Here is a 16,952-nt window from a genome sequence, read left to right as displayed (position 1 = left end):
CATCATAATCCCCCTTAATTACAGGCAAAATTATGCAATCAGATTCCTTACCAAGAAAACATTGATCGATGGAAACAGCGGGGATCAAGATTTATTAAGTCTTGGTCCCCGCTTCTTCTTTATTAAAACTTCGCTTCTCTTACTGAAGAACATCCTTCCGAACAATTTGTACGTTCAAACGCAAATAATAACTGTTTTTACTTTGAATCGCTGATGAACTATAACTATGTATCATTAGATTTTTCTCACATAGATGATTCCCCATCCATACGTCTACAAGAGCGCCCATTATCATTACACTTTTTAGTTCGGCGTCGGTTGTGATAATTCGTTTAGTCATACTGTCTCCTCCATCTCTAACGGGCTCTATTTCGCATATAAGCCCTCATAAGTTCCAACCTCATAAAGCCCCTTATGTATGAATAAAAATGCGCCTACGCAGCGAATAAGCAGGCTTCTTTTTATGTCGAACGTCTCATGACCATTCTTAATGTTCAAAATCAGCGGCATAATCCTTCGATTTTTCATTGCCAACTTTAAATTAATCGTTTCGGACGCTCTGTATTCGCTTTTCGAGCTTTTCGTTGCCAACTTTAAATACGTTTTTCCAACTTTAATTATGCTTTGCCAACTATTTTTTATCATTGCCAACTATATTTAATCGAATCATTCCACACAGCGAATAATAGCTCGTTGCACGGTCTCTCCTGCGCCAACCAACAACACAATACTGTTCAGCAGCTCTGGCAATTCGAGCATAATATTCTGCTCCCTTACCCTCACCTTTTTGTGCAGATCACTGACCATAGCGGTTGGTAGAGCAATTGCCAAAAAAGCACCCAATATCATACCTGCCTGTTCGCCACTAAATGCTGTGATCAAGCTTCCACCTACAAGCAACAGCCAGCTGTAACTTATCATCTCACCCATGAACAGCAGGGTCCGCTCTGCGCTATAACGCATCCCATAACTGCGCTGTAGAGAACGCTGAATTCTGAACAGCAGTGAGGGAAACCGACTGGCGATACCACTCTTCTCAATAAGCAGTAATAACGGTTCGCCTAACTTCCGAAGCCGTAATCCTTCCATAGGAAGACTGCGTAACGCGACATATCTGTTGCCGCATTGAATTCGCAGTAGAACCCAGACTATCAGCAAAATAACAGTAACCACCGCACATAGCCAGCGCATGTTTTCACCCCCTTCACAGTGGAATGTCCATTATTTTAGTAGTCCAGAGATAACATAGGAATAAAGCAACAAGCGCTATTGTCGATATGGCTATACCCGCTCCTGTATACATAGGTTGCATATATTCTCCAGCCGTCAAACTCATAAACATCACCATGATCAGCGGAGATATCAGCAGTGCCTTAGCCTCAAATTTCTTCTGAGCAATACTTACAGCAATATCCTGCTGAATATCCAGCTTCTCACCGATAATCGTTGATGTACGGCGCACCACTTCTACAAGATCACCACCAGTACGTTTACAGACCGAGAACACATCCGCGAATCGCTCGATGTCCTCCATTCCCGCTCTTTCACTAAAGTTCCGCAGCGCTTCTTCCACAGGCTGTCCATATTCCATGCGTGCACAGATAATGTTTAACTCGGAGATCATATCACTGCTTCCCTCCGGGTCGAGCATACGTAAATCCTGAACCGCCTCTCGGAATGCATTCTCCACCGAACGCCCAGCTGAAAGGGAGGAAGAAAGCGAAAATAACGTCTGCTTAAATTGTAAATTCAGTGCATTTCGACGTCTTTTCAGCAAATAGTTACGCAGCATACGCGGGGCATAAGCTCCGCATGGCATAAGCAGCAACGACAGCAGCCAATGATGATAAAAAAGATATCCAATTCCATACATCAGCAGTCCACCTGCAGTAAGGGTCAGAATCCTCTGCAGCAAGGTCAATTCGTATACCTTATAATCTGGCAACAAAGAAGGACCATCAGGATCCGCTTCTACAGGCTTTGCAGCAACAAATTTAAACTTAAGCATGACCTCCCCCCTTCTGGAATTTTGAATCTCTATTGAGCCAATGGATAGGAGGTTACGCCAGCCATCCTAAGCTTCGTTGTATGCAACAATGGATTACCACAGGGAAGCAGCCCCCCTTGCACCCGTCCCTCTCGTTCACCAGCTTCTTGAAATTCATATAAAGGATTCAAGATTACTTCCCCGTCTTTCAGCCCCGCAACCTCACTGATCTCCATCACCCGCCTGGAACGATCACGGAGACGGGATAAGTGTACGAAGATATCAATTGCCGATGAAATTTGCTGGCGAACAACAGCTACCGGAAGCTCCGCAGCACTCAGCACCATCGTCTCCAGTCGACTGACCATATCGTGTGCGCTGTTACTATGGCCCGAAGACAAGCTTCCATCGTGTCCGGTGTTCATCGCCTGCAGCATATCGAGACATTCCGCTCCCCGTACCTCCCCCACAACAATCCGGTTGGGCCGCATTCGCAGGGAAGAACGAATCAAATCCCGGATGGAAATCTCCCCTCTACCTTCCGTGTTGGCATTCCTGGTCTCCAGTGAAACAAGGTTCGGCACGGTTACAATCTGCAGTTCAGCGGAATCCTCTATCGTAATGACCCTCTCCTGTGGGGGGATATACTGAGATAACGCATTAAGAAATGTGGTCTTCCCAGAGCCGGTCCCGCCACTAATAAAAATATTGTATTTAGCAGCCACTAAGATTTGCAGCAGCTCTGCGGCTTCCAAGCTTAAGGCTTCACGACGGACTAAATCCTGCATCGTCATCGGTGTTTCAGGGAATTTACGAATGGTCATCGCCGGGCCCTTCAGAGCTACTGGCGGAAGCACGATATTTACACGCGATCCGTCTTTTAGCCGAGCGTCAACGATAGGAGAAGAGTCATTTACAACCCTGTTCACACCGGATACAACCGTCTGGATAATATCCTCTAACCTGCTGCTGGACTCAAATTCCAAATGAAGGCGACGAATCTGACCCTCCTCTTCTACAAAAATCTCAGTATGGCTGTTAATCATAATCTCAGTGATCGCCGGATTATCCACTAAGGGCTGAAGCACATCCAACCCTCGAAAAGAATCGAACAATCTCTTCACGAGCTCATGTTTCTCCTGTGCTGTTAAATAACGCAGATTTTCGCTGTCCAAAATTGTCCTTTCAATATATTGGGTGAGTTCACGATTTCCAACTGCAGAAGTAACATCTAATCCTGCCCGGATGTCACTACGAAGTGCCTTAAACATTTCCTCATTCATGTAAACCCTTACCAGTGAATACTTGCGGAAGCGACGGTTCTATAATCTGCTTGCACAGCTGTAAGATCTCCCTTTGGAATTGTGGTGAGTTCAGAAAAAGCTCCTCACGATGCTGCAGTGTCCAAGATGGGATATATGGAAGTACACCTTCAACGGTTATCCCTTCGGGAGGTGCCCACACCTCCAAACCATCTGCAGCAAAATTCACTGCAAATCTACTTTTATCCATCACTTGGGAGGGCATACCAGAATTAGGAGCATTACAATGGGATAGCCATCTCATGGTCTTATGAATGCTTACCTCATCATTTCTAACTACCCACAATAGAATTCCGCATTTATGTAACACAGCTTTGGCACGTTCTTCTTCAATACTGCCGGTATCTACAATCACTACGTCAAAATTCCTTTCGGCAACCAACAGCCCCAATAAATCTAGCGTATCCTGCGTAGTCATCTGCAGCATTTCTTTTACATTAATAATTGGCCTAAATGCAGCGCTTCGAAGGTGATCATACCTGATGACGTATTGTCCCAAATCAATCGTATCGGCTCCGCCCTTATCTCGACTAGCTTTGATTTCATAAAGGAGCCGCTCTAGTCCAGGCGTATCCCCTGCAGGGGGGCGCAAAAATAATCCACTGCTGTCCACACTTTCAAGATTCAAATAAAATACCGAAAGCCCCATTTCACCTAGCTGCTTAGCCATATTCATAGCTACTGTGGTTTTGCCCGTGTTCCCGCTTGAGGAGACGATACCGAGCAGCAGCGTTTCATCTAATACAGAGGAACCTCTAGCTCGTTTCACTTCACATAGCTGAAGAAATGCTCCCAGCAGAGAAGGCAGCGCCTGATACTTCGCAATCATAATGCCTCCAGCCAAGCTCTTAGAACTCCTGCTAAGATAAGCACCCTCCTCACTCAAAACTGCCCAAGGCACCTTATTTCTTCCCTCCACAAGCCAAGCCTCGATAAAAGTAACGTCACCTACAACAGCATCCGGCATATCCTCTCCCCTCATAAATTCGATAAAAGCATCCAGCCGGCTAAAAGCCGTAATTCGCAGCATTTCTCCATACTCACTATGATGAAGATAGTGTAGCAATGGTTCGATATATTGGCTTTCACGCACTGCGAGTACAATCCTTGCCGCCATAAAACCTCTCTCCTTTCGTAAGAAATTTATAAATATTATCAAAAAAAAGACAGCAAAAAAGCACCGACAATAACCGTGGATACGGTACATTGAACGGTGCTTCCGTTACTATCCCTTTAATTTACAGCTATAGTAGCATATATATAAGAAGGCAGCAATAAGTTTTTTCGCACATCAAGTGGTTTTTAGACTCTCATCGTATCTTCGCGCCAATTCTTGATGGCAGACCGGATATCGGCAGGACTAAGCTTTTCCTTCACCGCCCGCTGACATAGTGCCGGAAACTCTTCATCTCCTGCATACCGAAGCGCAATAATCTGAGCTAATTCAAGCTCTGGATTTAATGCTTCACCTGTCAATCGGAAATACCGGAACTGCTCCTCCACCCTCACTACTCGATCCTGATTTTTTGTCGCATAAATTCGAATTCGAGTAATCGCAAATAACAGGCATAGAGATAAACCAAATAATAGCAAGGGCACTGTTAAAGCACCATCATCACGTAACACCTGAACGACATAAATTCCCGACCATACAAATATAATCAGCGCAAGCGGCATAGTTACAAAATGATAAGGCCAATCAAAACGCATAAAACCTTTAGGTTTCCCCTTATTCATAATTCATCTCCATATTTATTTGACTTATATATTACTGAAGCTTGGTCTCTCCAGGTATAGCCACGACAAATGGTTTTCTAGTATCGTCCCAAGTCAGAGACTGTCCTGAAACTTTAGTAGTTCCATCCGCATGAACCATTCCATAAATAATCTGACTTCCCCAAACACTCGTATAAAAAGAGGCATAAGATGGAGCTAGAACAGGTGCTTTACCATATTCCTTCGCAACTGGGTAACCGAATATCGCGGTAAAATCTTTATTTGTAGCCTCTTTGGACATATCCAGATCAGCTTCCCAAACTACTTTTACAATATTATCCTTGATCTCATAATACTTTACGAAATGTCCATACATTATAAAATAACCATCAGATCTGCCTTCAGGAAAATAATACGTCATGGACAATGCTTCATTACCACCCGTCAATTTGGAGGGTTCTCTTTCTTCAACCGGGAATTGCAAAGCAGCTATGCGGGAAACAACTAAGTCATTACTATTATAATTCTGCACAAGTTTAGCATTGGCCCGTTCCTGAACCCAGACTGTATTCGTAGCAGCATCTACTGTTACTCTCGCTCCAAGAGCCTCCGCAATAAATCGCAGGGGTACCGCTACTCTTCCATCCACTATTTTGGCCGATACATCCAATTGTACAGCTTCCGAGTTCTTCCAAGCCGTCCGTGAACCAACCGTAAGCTTAATCTTCATAGAATCTCTAGCAATCGTAGCTTGCTTGGTATTGGCATCCCATTGAATAGAAGTATTCTTGAATCTTTCAAAAGCTTTCAGCGGAACCAGCGTCTTCCCCGACACGATTTGCACACCAACATCCACACTTGAATTGTTCACCATAATACGAAGCTTGGGGGCAGCTGAGGCCGTACCGATCATACTTAAAGATAACAACATGACTATAAAAAGCAGAAGCCCTTTCCGTTTCACTATTCGTTCACCCCTAGTGATAATATGAAAAAACTATACCAATTTATAGTTTCATTATAACATTCTCCCAGATTATGGTTTACAAAAATCTCCGTTTGATCTCTGGGGTAGGGAGCATACACTGCTCATCACGTCCGAACCAACGATAGCGGTTCTTAGCTACATACCGATAAAGGGCATTGCGCAATGGGCGTGGTACTAAGATGAACACGTATGCGGCAGGCCAAGGAAATCTCAATTTACGGGCAATTCTTAGCACAGCGGCCGACTCTGTATAATACACTCCGTTCTCCAGTAAAATCACCGTGTTTAATTGTCCAGGCTGAAGTCCGGACTCTTTCATTAGATTTGCCGCAATTTCATTCTGTAAAGGTGCGAATAGAAATTTAGCCTCGGGGTCACGCGGGATAATGAAACGAACTACCCCCTGGCAAAGATGACACACTCCGTCTATCAATACAATGGACTTATCTTTCATAAGGTTCAGTTCTTCGTTCATGGCTCCCCCTCCGTCTTAAAGGCGTAAATTTCTGCTTTTTTGGGTAAACAAAAACGCGGGATATCCTCCCGCGCCATCAAGTGCCGTTCTTTAATTATTCTGCGATTGCTTTCTCAATCCATTGATCCCCGATCATTTGCCCTTCGAAATCAGCAGTGAATGCCTCCATGCATTTGCAGATGAAATCTTTGCGGCAAATTGGACATGGAGTTTTAAGCAGGCGGCTGATGTTCGTCATTTTCCATTCCGGAAACCGATGATAAAACGCGCGGCACTCCGTTCCATCAGCAAGCTTGATAATGAACTCGTACAATCCTTCCTTATCGTTGCTGCTGGCTTTGGTCACATTCGTAATATTCGGTCTGTAAGACATCTTCATCACCCATTATTTAAATTTTTGGTTGTAAATTGCACACGCAGGCACATTCTCAGATACTTAGACATATTAAAGAATTTTAAGGGTGATGTCAACCAAAGACGCCTAACACGGCAGCTATTTATTACTCTTTTATGATTTACGTCTCTATTTAGCCATTATTTCCATAAAATATATACAGATACATTTAATCAACAATCTTTAATTCAACCTCGATATTACCTCTGGTTGCTTTGGAGTAAGGACAGAATTCGTGAGCCTTCTTCGCCAGTTCCTCTGCTTTGTCATGCTCAATCCCTGGCAGCTTCACATCCATTCTCACAGCTAGTCTAAAGCCTCCATCACTGTCATCCTTCCCAATGGACACATTACAAGTTACCTCCACGTCATGGAGTTTCACGCCCTCTTTACGCGCGATATTCGCTAGTGCACTCTCGTAACACGCTCCATAACCAGCCGAGAATAATTGCTCTGGATTGGTACCGGAACCTCCCGGTCCTCCAAGCTCTTTAGGCATGCTTAGATTATGCTTTAACACGCCATCCGAGGATTCAATGGAGCCTTCACGACCGCCATGGACTGTTGTAGTTGCTGTGTATAATGCTTTCATGAGTCATCTTCTCCTTCATCAAGCTGTATTGGTCATGCTCATACTTTATACTTTAAACAACAGGTATGATTTGAAACGAAGATGAGGAATGATTCATAATACTTTCTTATTTGGCTCCAGACCATAAATAGTGTACAATTAAATTGTTAAAAACTTAAATTAGCTATGGAGGTGTCATCCATGAGTATTTATGATTTTGAGGTCAACACTCTTAAGGGTGAAGAGGAATCATTGTCAAAGTACAAAGGTAAAGTACTCCTGGTTGTGAATACTGCCAGCAAATGTGGATTTACTCCCCAGTATAAAGGTCTTCAGGAAGTGTACGAGAAGTTTAAGGACCGCGGGTTCGAAGTATTAGGATTTCCAAGCAATCAATTTGCTGGACAAGAGCCTGGCGAAAGTGATGAAATTGCGGAATACTGCGAGATTAATTATGGGGTAACCTTTCCTATGTTCGAGAAGATTGATGTAAAAGGTGATGAAGCACATCCATTATTCAAATACTTATCTAAGGAAGCCCCTGGTGTCTTAGGCTCAAAAAACGTGAAATGGAACTTTACGAAGTTTCTAGTTGACCAAGATGGCCGTGTTCTAAAACGGTTTGCTCCTAAAACCACTCCACAGCAGATCGAATCCGATATTTCCAAGCTTTTAAAATAATTCTTTAGTAAAAGGATACTCACCACATCACACAGCCCCCCCCTGTTGTTATGCGGTAAAGTATCCTTTTCAACTTGAAAGAACGTCATAATATCGCTATATATCAGCACCCTTTAATCTCTTGGAATATTTTATAATATTGTTGGAATATTTTTTCTGGGAGGGATAATCGGTGACTGTTCAACTGCTTGATATACCCGAACTAAATGTTATTGGCTGGGCAAATGTAAACTCATCCGGGGAGCCATACGCGAATCTTTGGGAATATGTTTTTGGCGAGCTGGATATTGATGCAAAATTTGATGCTATACCCACAAAAGTTCAAAGCAGCGGTTGTTATCTCGGTCTATTTCAGAACCGTACATCCGTGCCTACACTGTGGGAGCATACCGCATGGGATACTGATTTTTTCCTTGGTGTTGAAGTCGAGCAGTTAGATTGTATCCCTGAAGGCCTTGTTCATAAGAAACTTCCTGCGTCTACCTATGCTATATTTACTGCAAAAGGTTTCCCTCAGTTGGCTTTTCAACACACCTGGAATTATATACATAATGAATGGCTGCCGGATTCCGGTTATAAGTTCAACCCTGATGGAGTCTTTTACATCCAATACACGGAAAAGTCCGGTCCGGATGATGAAGGATTCGAAGCCAATCTATGCGTGCCGCTTGTAAAGAAGTAGGTTATGTGATTGAGGAATGTACAAAAAAAAGAAGCCTTGCATCGCAAGGCCTCTTTCTTCATTCTGTATGCGGTAGAGAGGACTCGAACCTCCACGGGTATACACCCACTACCCCCTCAAGATAGCGTGTCTGCCATTCCACCACTACCGCGCGGTGTGTTAAACATAGAACATAAATTTGTTTGAGGTCAACATTCATTATTATAAATGTACTTTTCTCAAAAGTAAAGATGCAGATTTTAAGATTCTTCGTCGACCATTTTCTGTTTACGATATTCAGCAAAAGCTATATATTCCTTGATAAAATTCTTTTCTGCTGGAAGTAATTCATCTACTCGGCTTTCCGATAGCTGAACATCACTCAAATCATAGTCTACGCCGCTCTCTCGTACAGTATCCGGTGTATCTTTGCCGAGAATAAGCCAGTCCAGACTAACATGAAAAAAATCACCGATCTCAATCAGCTTATGTGTTCCTGGAGTAGTCTTCCCCCGCTTCCAATCTCCCATATTACCTGTGCTGATATTTAACTGCTCACAGAATGATTTTTTGGTCAAACCTTTCTGCTTAATCAGGTATTCTATACGTTCGTATATGGTCTGCATCGGTGAATCGCCCTCCATCTAAAAATAAATTACTTATTTACGTAATTTCCTATTGCAAAATAACGTAAAAAAGTATATAATTAGTATTGTTATGTATTATCCGATTATATCATATGGCTGGAGTGACGATAAGAGGCGACTCAGGTGACAAGTATCTGTTAGAATACCGTCTGGCCCCCTTTGTTAACTTATCATCCTGAATGATCTCTAGGAGGGAGCGGTGACTTTTGTCAAAATGCTTATCATCTTCCATTATCCATTCACTTGAAGCTTTACCGCACAATGCGGTGGTGATCAACAGTCATGGGATTATCCAGTTCACCAACAGTAGGTGGAAGGCCTTTAGTCATGAATATGGTCTTTCTACTAATAAGAAATGGATTGGTGCGTATTACTCAGAGCTCATGCAAGATGTGATTATCGATCCCGATCAATGGGCCAAGCTTTATGAATCAGTGAAATATATACTCCGCAGAGAGCATCAGGTTTATACTTCCGAATTCTCCATACAAACCGCTAATAAAGGGAAACGAATCTTCCGTTTGGAGATCTATCCATTTCTCTCAGATCCGCACCCAGAAGCCACTTTTATAATTTCACTATATGATGTGGGCCCCTATAAAGAAGAACCTCTTCATCCGGAGATCATAAACCTCCGTTCAACCTTACCATCATCTTTTGAGCTAATCCCAATCTGTGCTTCCTGTAAATGTATTCGTAATCCCAAGGATGAATGGATCACCATTGAACATTTCTTAAAGCATCAGCTTTCTTTGCAATTCACCCATGATATCTGCCCAGACTGCATAAGACAGCTCTATCCCCAGTATGCTGGGGCTTTTAAGAGATGACCTGAGGCCACTGAATTTCACTTCTGATCTTATAAAAAAAAGTAAGAAATCCTCTGCGAACAAAGGGTTTCTTACTTTTTATTTGTATGCGGTAGAGAGGACTCGAACCTCCACGGGTATACACCCACTACCCCCTCAAGATAGCGTGTCTGCCATTCCACCACTACCGCATAATATGACCCGTATGGGATTCGAACCCATGTTACCTCCGTGAAAGGGAGGTGTCTTAACCCCTTGACCAACGGGCCATGCTTTACAAGTTATTTTCTTGTCACAACAAAAATGAGTATATCAAACCATAAGAATTTTGACAAGCCTTTTTTTAAAAAAAGTTTAAACTAAAAGAACCGCGCACCAATAAAGGTACGCGCCTCTAATCACAACGCTTATGGATTTACTTTTGCCTCAAAGGTTTGTACCCCATCTACAAACTTTAGCACCACAGCTGCTTTTACCGGGTCATGCGTTTCATTCATAGTGATTTTACCCGTGGCCAGTTGTAAATCCTTCGTCCCCGCCAGTGCATCCTTCAGCTTCTCAGGTTCTGTGGAATCCGCACGTGTAATGGCGTCTGCCACTAGTTTCACGGCGTCATATCCAAGCGCAGCCATCCCATCTGGAACAAGATCACCGTTAGCAGCTTTGAAGGCATCTACGAACGATTTTACTTCTGGCGAGCTATCTTCAGGTGAATAGTGATTGGACATAAACGTATTGTTTAGGGCATCCGCTCCGGCAATCTCAGCCAGTTGAGGTGAATCCCAGCCATCCCCGCCCATAAACGGAACGGTGATCCCCATTTCGCGAGCTTGCTTTACGATTTTGCCGACCTCCTCATAATAGCCTGGAAGATAAATAACATCGGGATTAGCTTCTTTAATACGTGTTAATACAGCTTTAAAATCAGAATCTTTTTGTTGATAGGATTCTTCGCTTAAGATAGAGCCACCGTTCTTAGTAAACGTTGCTTTAAAGAAGGTCTGCAGCCCTTTGGAATAATCGCTTGAAGCATCCGTATAAATAACAGCCGTCTTCGCTTTAAGTGTATCCTTAGCAAAGTTAGCCATTACTTCACCTTGGAAAGGATCAATAAAAGAGGCCCGGAATACCCATTCGTTCAAATCTCCAGTACGTTCATCAACTGTCACTTTGGGATTGGTGGCTGAGGAGCTAACCAGCGGGATGCCTTTTTCTTGAGCAACGGGAACAATCCCGAGGGTATTCGTAGATGTAGTTGCACCGATAATAGCTACAACTTTATGGGTAGTAATCAGCTTTTGCGCTGCGCGTGTCGCCTCTTCCGACTTGGAGGCATTATCCGCTTCAATCAGTTCAAGTTTTTTGCCTAGTATTCCACCTGCGTCATTAATTTCTTTTACCGCCAGCTTTGCCCCTTTGAGTGCAGAATCACCGAAGGAAGCCTGGCCGCCTGTAAGCTCAAGGTCTGCTCCAATCTTGATGGTCCCTCCACCAGCATTCCCACCTTCAGCAGTAGTGTTGTCTGTCTTGTTCCCACAGCCTGTCAGCAATCCACCAGCCAGTAACGCAGTCAGCAATATGGCCCCGATTTTCTTCATCCTCTTCCAGCCTCCCAAAATAAATAATTTATAGGTTCTTTCTGTGATGCTGTTATGAACTAGCCGATGAATTAATGTCCCAGATAAGCCATTCTGATCTCTTCCGAATCTGCCAATTCCTTGGCATCTCCCTCAAGCACCACTCTGCCCGTCTCAAGAACGTAAGCCCGATGAGCAATTTTAAGCGCCTGATGGGCATTTTGTTCTACAAGAAGCACTGTTGTTCCAGAGGCATTTACTTCCTGGATGATCCGAAAAATATCCTGAACGAGTAATGGAGCAAGCCCCATCGAGGGTTCATCTAATAATAAAAGCTTGGGATGCCCCATCATCGCACGCCCCATAGCAAGCATCTGCTGCTCCCCGCCGGATAATGTGCCGGCAAGCTGTTTTTTTCTTTCTAAAAGACGCGGGAAGGTGGAGTAGACCTTGGCAAAATCAGCAGCTAAGCTGCCCGAATCTTGTAAAAAAGCTCCTAGCTCCAGATTTTCTTCCACAGACATATTAGCAAATACACGCCTGCCTTCCGGACAATGAATAAGCCCCTGTTTTACGATGGCTTGAACACTCTGATTCGTAATAGATTTATCCATGAAATCTATACTGCCTGTTTTGGGTTTCAGCAGTCCCGAAAGCGTCTTAAGCAATGTGGACTTGCCTGCTCCATTTGCGCCGATTAGAGTTACAATCTCGCCTTCTTTTACATCCATACTTAAATCCTTCAAGGCATGAATAGCCCCATAATATACATTGATCCCCTGTACGCTAAGCATGGTCCACTACGCCTCCTGTCCCAAATAGGCTTCTATGACTTTGGGATGATTCCGTATTTCAACGGGCGTACCTTCAGCAATCAACATTCCGCGATCCAGCACATAAATCCGGTCACACACCCCCATAACCAGGGACATATCGTGCTCGATAAGCAGGATCGTCAGCTCAAACTCTTCACGGATCCAGGCAATAAGATTCATTAGATCCCGAGTTTCATTCGGGTTCATCCCTGCGGCTGGTTCATCCAATAGCAAAAGCTTAGGTCCTGCTGCAAGCGCGCGCGCAATTTCCAAACGCCTTTGATTTCCGTAGCTAAGATTCCCGGCACATTCATCACATTGATCGGCAAGATTAAATATTTTGAGAATATCCATAGCCTTTTGCGTAATTTCGTTTTCTTCTGCAAAATGCTTAGGCAGGCGGAGCATGGAAGTGAACATCGAATGTCTGGCATGCTGGTGAAATGCGATCTTAACGTTATCCAGCACCGTCATAGAAGTAAATAGACGGATATTCTGAAATGTCCGTGCTGCCCCTTTTCGGTTAATCCGATAAGGCTTCATCCCGCCTACTGCCTGATTACTGAGGATAATATCGCCACTGGAAGGCGGGTATACACCTGTCAGCAAGTTAAAAAGGGTTGTTTTTCCTGCGCCATTAGGTCCGATGAGCCCAATCAACTCGCCTTTATTAATATGGAGGGATACCTCGTTAAGCGCCTTAAGCCCGCCAAATGCACGACTTGCTTGTTGAACATCAAGAAGCACTTCCACTGTTGATGCTGTCACTTGGTTTGACCTCCTTTTTAGACCATTTCAAGAAAGAAAAACCCGTGCTGCCAAGCAGCCCCTTAGGCCGAAAAATCATCATCAGAATTAGAATCGCCGAGTAAATAATCATCCGCAGCTCCGGATATTCCTGAAGCACCGTGAAGAGCACCGTCAGTACAATCGCACCCACGATGGCCCCGCTTGTACTTCCTAGTCCACCTAACACAACCATGACTAGAATTTCGAATGATTTTAGAAAATTAAAGCTTCCAGGATTGATGACGTAGAACTTATGAGCAGAGAGACCACCAGCTATCCCCGCAAATAATGCTCCAAGTGAAAAAGCAATGACTTTGTACAAAGTTGTATTAATCCCCATCGCTTCAGCAGCAATTTCATTCTCACGAATCGCTATACAAGCCCGGCCGTGAGTGGAACGTATAAAGTTATTGATCACAACAATCGTGACCAATGTGAATAGAAACATAATCGTCCAAGTCGTTTGATTAGGGATGCCGCTTAGGCCTGAAGCTCCGCCCACATATTCTGTATTGAGCAGGACAATCCGGATAATCTCACCAAATCCCAGCGTAGCAATCGCCAGATAGTCTCCATTCAGCCGCAAGGTCGGAATCCCGATAAGCACACCGAAAAATGCAGCAACCAGTCCAGAGATCACTAGCGCCAGCACGAATGGCATATCAAAGTTCAAAGTTAAAATGGAAGAAACATAAGCACCAATGGACATAAATCCAGCATGCCCGATTGAGAATTGTCCCGTTATCCCATTAATCAGATTCAAAGACACCGCCAGCATGACATTTATACAAATTAGAATTAGCGTAGACTCCATGACATCATCAAATATTCCCGTTGTTAGAAGAACTTGAATGACGATATATAGCATGATAGAAAAGACAATGCCTATCCAAAATGACTTGTTTATCTTCTTCATACGGCATCACCCTACACTTTCTCGCGGACATTTTTACCAAATAGCCCGGATGGTTTAAAGATAAGGATTAGGATGAGTACAGCAAATGCCACACCATCACGCCACGAAGAGTATCCCAGAGAAGAAACCTCTGTCTCGACTGTGCCCAGCAGAAGTCCCCCTACCAGAGCACCAGGAATACTGCCAATGCCACCTAAAACCGCAGCCACAAAAGCTTTAAGCCCCGGAAGTACCCCCATCATCGGATCCACTGAATTGTAAGTCATTCCGAAAATAACGCCTGCTGCTGCCGCAAGTGCAGATCCTATCGCGAAGGTGGCTGAAATGGTCCGATCTACATTAATCCCCATCAACCGTGCTGCTTCCATATCAAAGGAAACGGCCCGCATCGCTTTACCAATCTTTGTTCGGTGCACAATATACTGAAGGATGATCATCAAAATAACCGTCGTCCCCAAGATCATGATTTGATTGGAGTCCACCTGAATCGAGGAACCAAACAAGTTGTATTGCTGCTTATTAAGAATCTCCGGAAATCCTTTAGCCTGAGGACCAAGCACAAACACTCCGCTGTATTCCAGTAAAAAAGAAACGCCAATTGCAGTAATCAACACAGCGATTCGCGAAGCTTTTCGTAGAGGTTTGTATGCTAGCCGTTCGATTGACATCCCCAGCAACGCACTGATTGTCATAGAGATCACCAATGAGATAAGTAAGACCAGTATCGGAGGAAGCCCTGCTGAAGCCAAGTACCTGGCACTGAACAATCCAATAAACGACCCAACCATAAACACATCCCCATGGGCGAAATTGATCAATTTAATAATCCCGTAAACCATGGTGTACCCAAGTGCGATCAGAGCATAGATGCTCCCTACAGAAATCCCGTTAATTAACTGTTGAATGAAATACTCCATCGCCGTCCCCCAATCCCCATATTTATTTTTAAAAACACCTTTCTTTAGCTTACATTCATTTTCATTGTTTTATGTCACTTATATTAACACAGTACTATACATGCGTCAGTAATATTTGTGGTTTTTACTATAATATTCAATATTTTATGTTATATTACATAACATTTTGAGTTAATCCTTTGGGATGTATAAAGATAGGAAGTGGGTAAAGAGAAGAAAACAGGAGAATTATGGAGATTTTTAAAGTTTGATTTTCAGAGGGGGAGTCTTTGATTTTACCTACAGATTGCATTTAATGATAAATAATATAACATTTGTCTCTTTGGATATGTGTTTTTCGAGTTTATTATGAGTTACTGGTCAAGTTGTTTCTCTATTTTTGCGCAAAAAAAAGCTCAGTCCCACACAATAATCGAGTGAGAGAAAGCTAATTATGGTGGTCAGTTCCATTATTTGCACTTCCGTCCCGAGTCAATTACTCATCATTATCTTTTTTAATTCTTTAATCTGCATCATATGATGTAGGTCATGCGATATAAAATCCTTTAAATAGGACTCAAAGGAAAACCTTCCGTCCACATATTTGTCTGAGTATTTCCCCTCTTCAAGACTACTTATACAATCTAATATTAAGTTACGATACTTCACAGTCAATTCTATTAATTCGTCTTTGGTTTTTGTTTGACCATATGTAACAGCATCATTATTGAATTGATCGAAATCAATAAGTTGAAGTGTTATCGCTTTATCACATGCTATCGGTTCTATCGTCGATTCATAGAAGTATTTATCCCATAATAAAATATGACTAACAACATCATGAATGGTCCATTTTCCTTCAGCGATGGGTGTTTTCCAATCTAAATCAATAATTTCTAGAACAAATCCATTCCATTCCTTAAACTGATTTAGCAAATCTGATCTGTTATTCATTGGCACATCTCCTTTTTTGATAAACACCAAAATTCTAACAAAATCTCTTTAATTCATTCCTATATAGTTCATAGTTCGCTTCATCGAAACATATAAAAACAATCTTATTTATTTCCGACTTATTATTTATAATATATTTTGAAACTTCATCTATAGCTATGCTACAAGCAAGATCTTTTGGAAAATTATATATTCCTGTACTTATATTAGGTATCGCAATACTTGTTACTTCATTAGATTCAGCTAATATTAATAAATTTTTATAGCAATTCCTTAACTTCTCTTCTTCGTTATTCTTTCCACTATTCCAAACAGGACCAACGGTATGAATAACAAATTTACATTTCAGATTTCCTCCTGTTGTTATTACCGCTTCTCCAACCTCACAACCTCCCCTTTGGTTACGAATTTTCATGCAATCCTCTAATATCGCTTTTCCACCAGCTCTATGGATAGCTCCATCTACTCCGCCTCCACCCATCAAGCTTGTGTTTGCTGCATTGACGATAGCATCAACATCTAATTTAGTTATATCTCCTTGAATCAACTGAATCATTGAGTTATTTATAATTACATCCATCTGAAATCCCCCCCGAAGTATATTGGTTGCGAACAAGTATCAAGTGCTGATTGACATTCAAGCGGCTTAAATCACCCTAGGAAACAGTCGTTAGCATTAGACTCGTGGGGTTGTCCACCTGGCTAACTCTTCTTCAAACCTTTACCTTCTATCGAACCAACACCTCGTGGTCCA

At 42.8% G+C, this 16,952-nt stretch carries 21 protein-coding genes and 3 tRNA genes; 3 read left to right on the top strand and 21 right to left on the bottom strand.

Annotated elements, in window-relative coordinates; all coding sequences use genetic code 11:
• Positions 1-139: 139 nt before the first annotated feature.
• From NSS82_RS06780 to NSS82_RS06735, 10 genes are all read right to left on the bottom strand, one after another.
• Entirely contained in the window at positions 140-340 is a 201-nt protein-coding gene (locus NSS82_RS06780; RefSeq protein WP_076272103.1) for a hypothetical protein, read from the bottom strand.
• 326 nt (positions 341-666) lie between these two features.
• Positions 667-1,191 (bottom strand): hypothetical protein, encoded by a 525-nt coding sequence (locus NSS82_RS06775; RefSeq protein ID WP_178944169.1) that lies wholly within the window; start codon positions 1,189-1,191, stop codon positions 667-669.
• A 13-nt stretch (positions 1,192-1,204) separates the two neighbouring features.
• Complete coding sequence (locus NSS82_RS06770) at positions 1,205-2,008, bottom strand: type II secretion system F family protein (protein WP_076224665.1); 804 nt, start codon at positions 2,006-2,008, stop codon at positions 1,205-1,207.
• A 29-nt stretch (positions 2,009-2,037) separates the two neighbouring features.
• A complete protein-coding gene (locus NSS82_RS06765; protein WP_076272105.1) occupies positions 2,038-3,270 on the bottom strand; it encodes a CpaF family protein in 1,233 nt (410 codons plus the stop codon).
• Positions 3,263-4,426 carry a hypothetical protein gene (locus NSS82_RS06760; protein ID WP_051491201.1) on the bottom strand — a complete coding sequence of 388 codons (1,164 nt, stop codon included), beginning with the start codon at positions 4,424-4,426 and terminating at the stop codon, positions 3,263-3,265. The genes NSS82_RS06765 and NSS82_RS06760 overlap by 8 nt, the downstream gene beginning before the upstream one ends.
• Before the next feature lie 185 nt (positions 4,427-4,611).
• A complete protein-coding gene (locus NSS82_RS06755) occupies positions 4,612-5,046 on the bottom strand; it encodes a DUF6526 family protein (protein ID WP_036681683.1) in 435 nt (144 codons plus the stop codon).
• 31 nt (positions 5,047-5,077) lie between these two features.
• A complete protein-coding gene (locus NSS82_RS06750; protein WP_076272106.1) occupies positions 5,078-5,989 on the bottom strand; it encodes a copper amine oxidase N-terminal domain-containing protein in 912 nt (303 codons plus the stop codon).
• Positions 5,990-6,068: 79 nt separating this feature from the next.
• A complete protein-coding gene (locus NSS82_RS06745; RefSeq protein WP_038569098.1) occupies positions 6,069-6,488 on the bottom strand; it encodes a thiol-disulfide oxidoreductase DCC family protein in 420 nt (139 codons plus the stop codon).
• A 94-nt stretch (positions 6,489-6,582) separates the two neighbouring features.
• A complete protein-coding gene (locus NSS82_RS06740) occupies positions 6,583-6,861 on the bottom strand; it encodes a hypothetical protein (protein WP_036681678.1) in 279 nt (92 codons plus the stop codon).
• A 190-nt stretch (positions 6,862-7,051) separates the two neighbouring features.
• Complete coding sequence (locus NSS82_RS06735; protein WP_036681676.1) at positions 7,052-7,474, bottom strand: organic hydroperoxide resistance protein; 423 nt, start codon at positions 7,472-7,474, stop codon at positions 7,052-7,054.
• 180 nt (positions 7,475-7,654) lie between these two features.
• Here NSS82_RS06735 and NSS82_RS06730 point away from each other — a divergent pair, with 180 nt between their 5' ends.
• Together NSS82_RS06730 and NSS82_RS06725 are read left to right on the top strand one after the other, a co-directional pair.
• Positions 7,655-8,134, top strand: a complete 480-nt coding sequence (locus tag NSS82_RS06730; RefSeq protein ID WP_036681674.1) for a glutathione peroxidase — start codon at positions 7,655-7,657, stop codon at positions 8,132-8,134.
• Positions 8,135-8,306: 172 nt separating this feature from the next.
• On the top strand, positions 8,307-8,816 hold the full coding sequence (locus NSS82_RS06725) for a GyrI-like domain-containing protein (RefSeq protein WP_076104853.1): 510 nt from the start codon (positions 8,307-8,309) through the stop codon (positions 8,814-8,816).
• Positions 8,817-8,884: 68 nt separating this feature from the next.
• Here the strand turns inward: NSS82_RS06725 and NSS82_RS06720 are convergent.
• Positions 8,885-8,967 (bottom strand) — tRNA-Leu (locus NSS82_RS06720).
• Positions 8,968-9,055: 88 nt separating this feature from the next.
• Positions 9,056-9,421, bottom strand: a complete 366-nt coding sequence (locus tag NSS82_RS06715) for a helix-turn-helix domain-containing protein (RefSeq protein ID WP_036681672.1) — start codon at positions 9,419-9,421, stop codon at positions 9,056-9,058.
• A 227-nt stretch (positions 9,422-9,648) separates the two neighbouring features.
• On the opposite strand from NSS82_RS06715, the gene NSS82_RS06710 reads away from it, so the two are divergent.
• The gene (locus NSS82_RS06710) at positions 9,649-10,272 is read left to right on the top strand and encodes a hypothetical protein (RefSeq protein ID WP_051491199.1); all 624 of its coding nucleotides are present in this window, start codon (positions 9,649-9,651) and stop codon (positions 10,270-10,272) included.
• Positions 10,273-10,359: 87 nt separating this feature from the next.
• Here NSS82_RS06710 and NSS82_RS06705 read toward each other — a convergent pair.
• The 9 genes from NSS82_RS06705 to NSS82_RS06665 all read right to left on the bottom strand — a co-directional run bounded on the left by NSS82_RS06705 (position 10,360) and on the right by NSS82_RS06665 (position 16,778).
• Positions 10,360-10,442 (bottom strand) — tRNA-Leu (locus NSS82_RS06705).
• A gap of 6 nt (positions 10,443-10,448) precedes the next feature.
• Positions 10,449-10,520: transfer RNA gene (locus NSS82_RS06700), tRNA-Glu, on the bottom strand.
• 138 nt (positions 10,521-10,658) lie between these two features.
• Positions 10,659-11,849: an ABC transporter substrate-binding protein gene (locus NSS82_RS06695; protein WP_076272107.1), complete on the bottom strand. Its 1,191-nt coding sequence runs from the start codon at positions 11,847-11,849 to the stop codon at positions 10,659-10,661.
• A 71-nt stretch (positions 11,850-11,920) separates the two neighbouring features.
• The gene (locus NSS82_RS06690; protein ID WP_076272108.1) at positions 11,921-12,622 is read right to left on the bottom strand and encodes an ABC transporter ATP-binding protein; all 702 of its coding nucleotides are present in this window, start codon (positions 12,620-12,622) and stop codon (positions 11,921-11,923) included.
• 6 nt (positions 12,623-12,628) lie between these two features.
• Positions 12,629-13,411 (bottom strand): ABC transporter ATP-binding protein, encoded by a 783-nt coding sequence (locus tag NSS82_RS06685; protein ID WP_076106951.1) that lies wholly within the window; start codon positions 13,409-13,411, stop codon positions 12,629-12,631.
• On the bottom strand, positions 13,380-14,348 hold the full coding sequence (locus NSS82_RS06680; RefSeq protein WP_036681661.1) for a branched-chain amino acid ABC transporter permease: 969 nt from the start codon (positions 14,346-14,348) through the stop codon (positions 13,380-13,382). The genes NSS82_RS06685 and NSS82_RS06680 overlap by 32 nt, the downstream gene beginning before the upstream one ends.
• Before the next feature lie 11 nt (positions 14,349-14,359).
• Positions 14,360-15,187: a branched-chain amino acid ABC transporter permease gene (locus NSS82_RS06675; RefSeq protein WP_370511630.1), complete on the bottom strand. Its 828-nt coding sequence runs from the start codon at positions 15,185-15,187 to the stop codon at positions 14,360-14,362.
• Positions 15,188-15,736: 549 nt separating this feature from the next.
• On the bottom strand, positions 15,737-16,198 hold the full coding sequence (locus tag NSS82_RS06670; protein WP_076272109.1) for a DinB family protein: 462 nt from the start codon (positions 16,196-16,198) through the stop codon (positions 15,737-15,739).
• A gap of 34 nt (positions 16,199-16,232) precedes the next feature.
• Positions 16,233-16,778, bottom strand: coding sequence for an O-acetyl-ADP-ribose deacetylase (locus NSS82_RS06665; protein ID WP_218641103.1), 546 nt, complete (start codon positions 16,776-16,778; stop codon positions 16,233-16,235).
• Between the last annotated feature and the right edge of the window lie 174 nt (positions 16,779-16,952).

This window comes from Paenibacillus sp. FSL H7-0735 (genome assembly GCF_038008505.1).
Taxonomy (GTDB): domain Bacteria; phylum Bacillota; class Bacilli; order Paenibacillales; family Paenibacillaceae; genus Paenibacillus_AQ; species Paenibacillus_AQ odorifer.
This window is presented reverse-complemented; position numbering and strand designations above follow the sequence as displayed.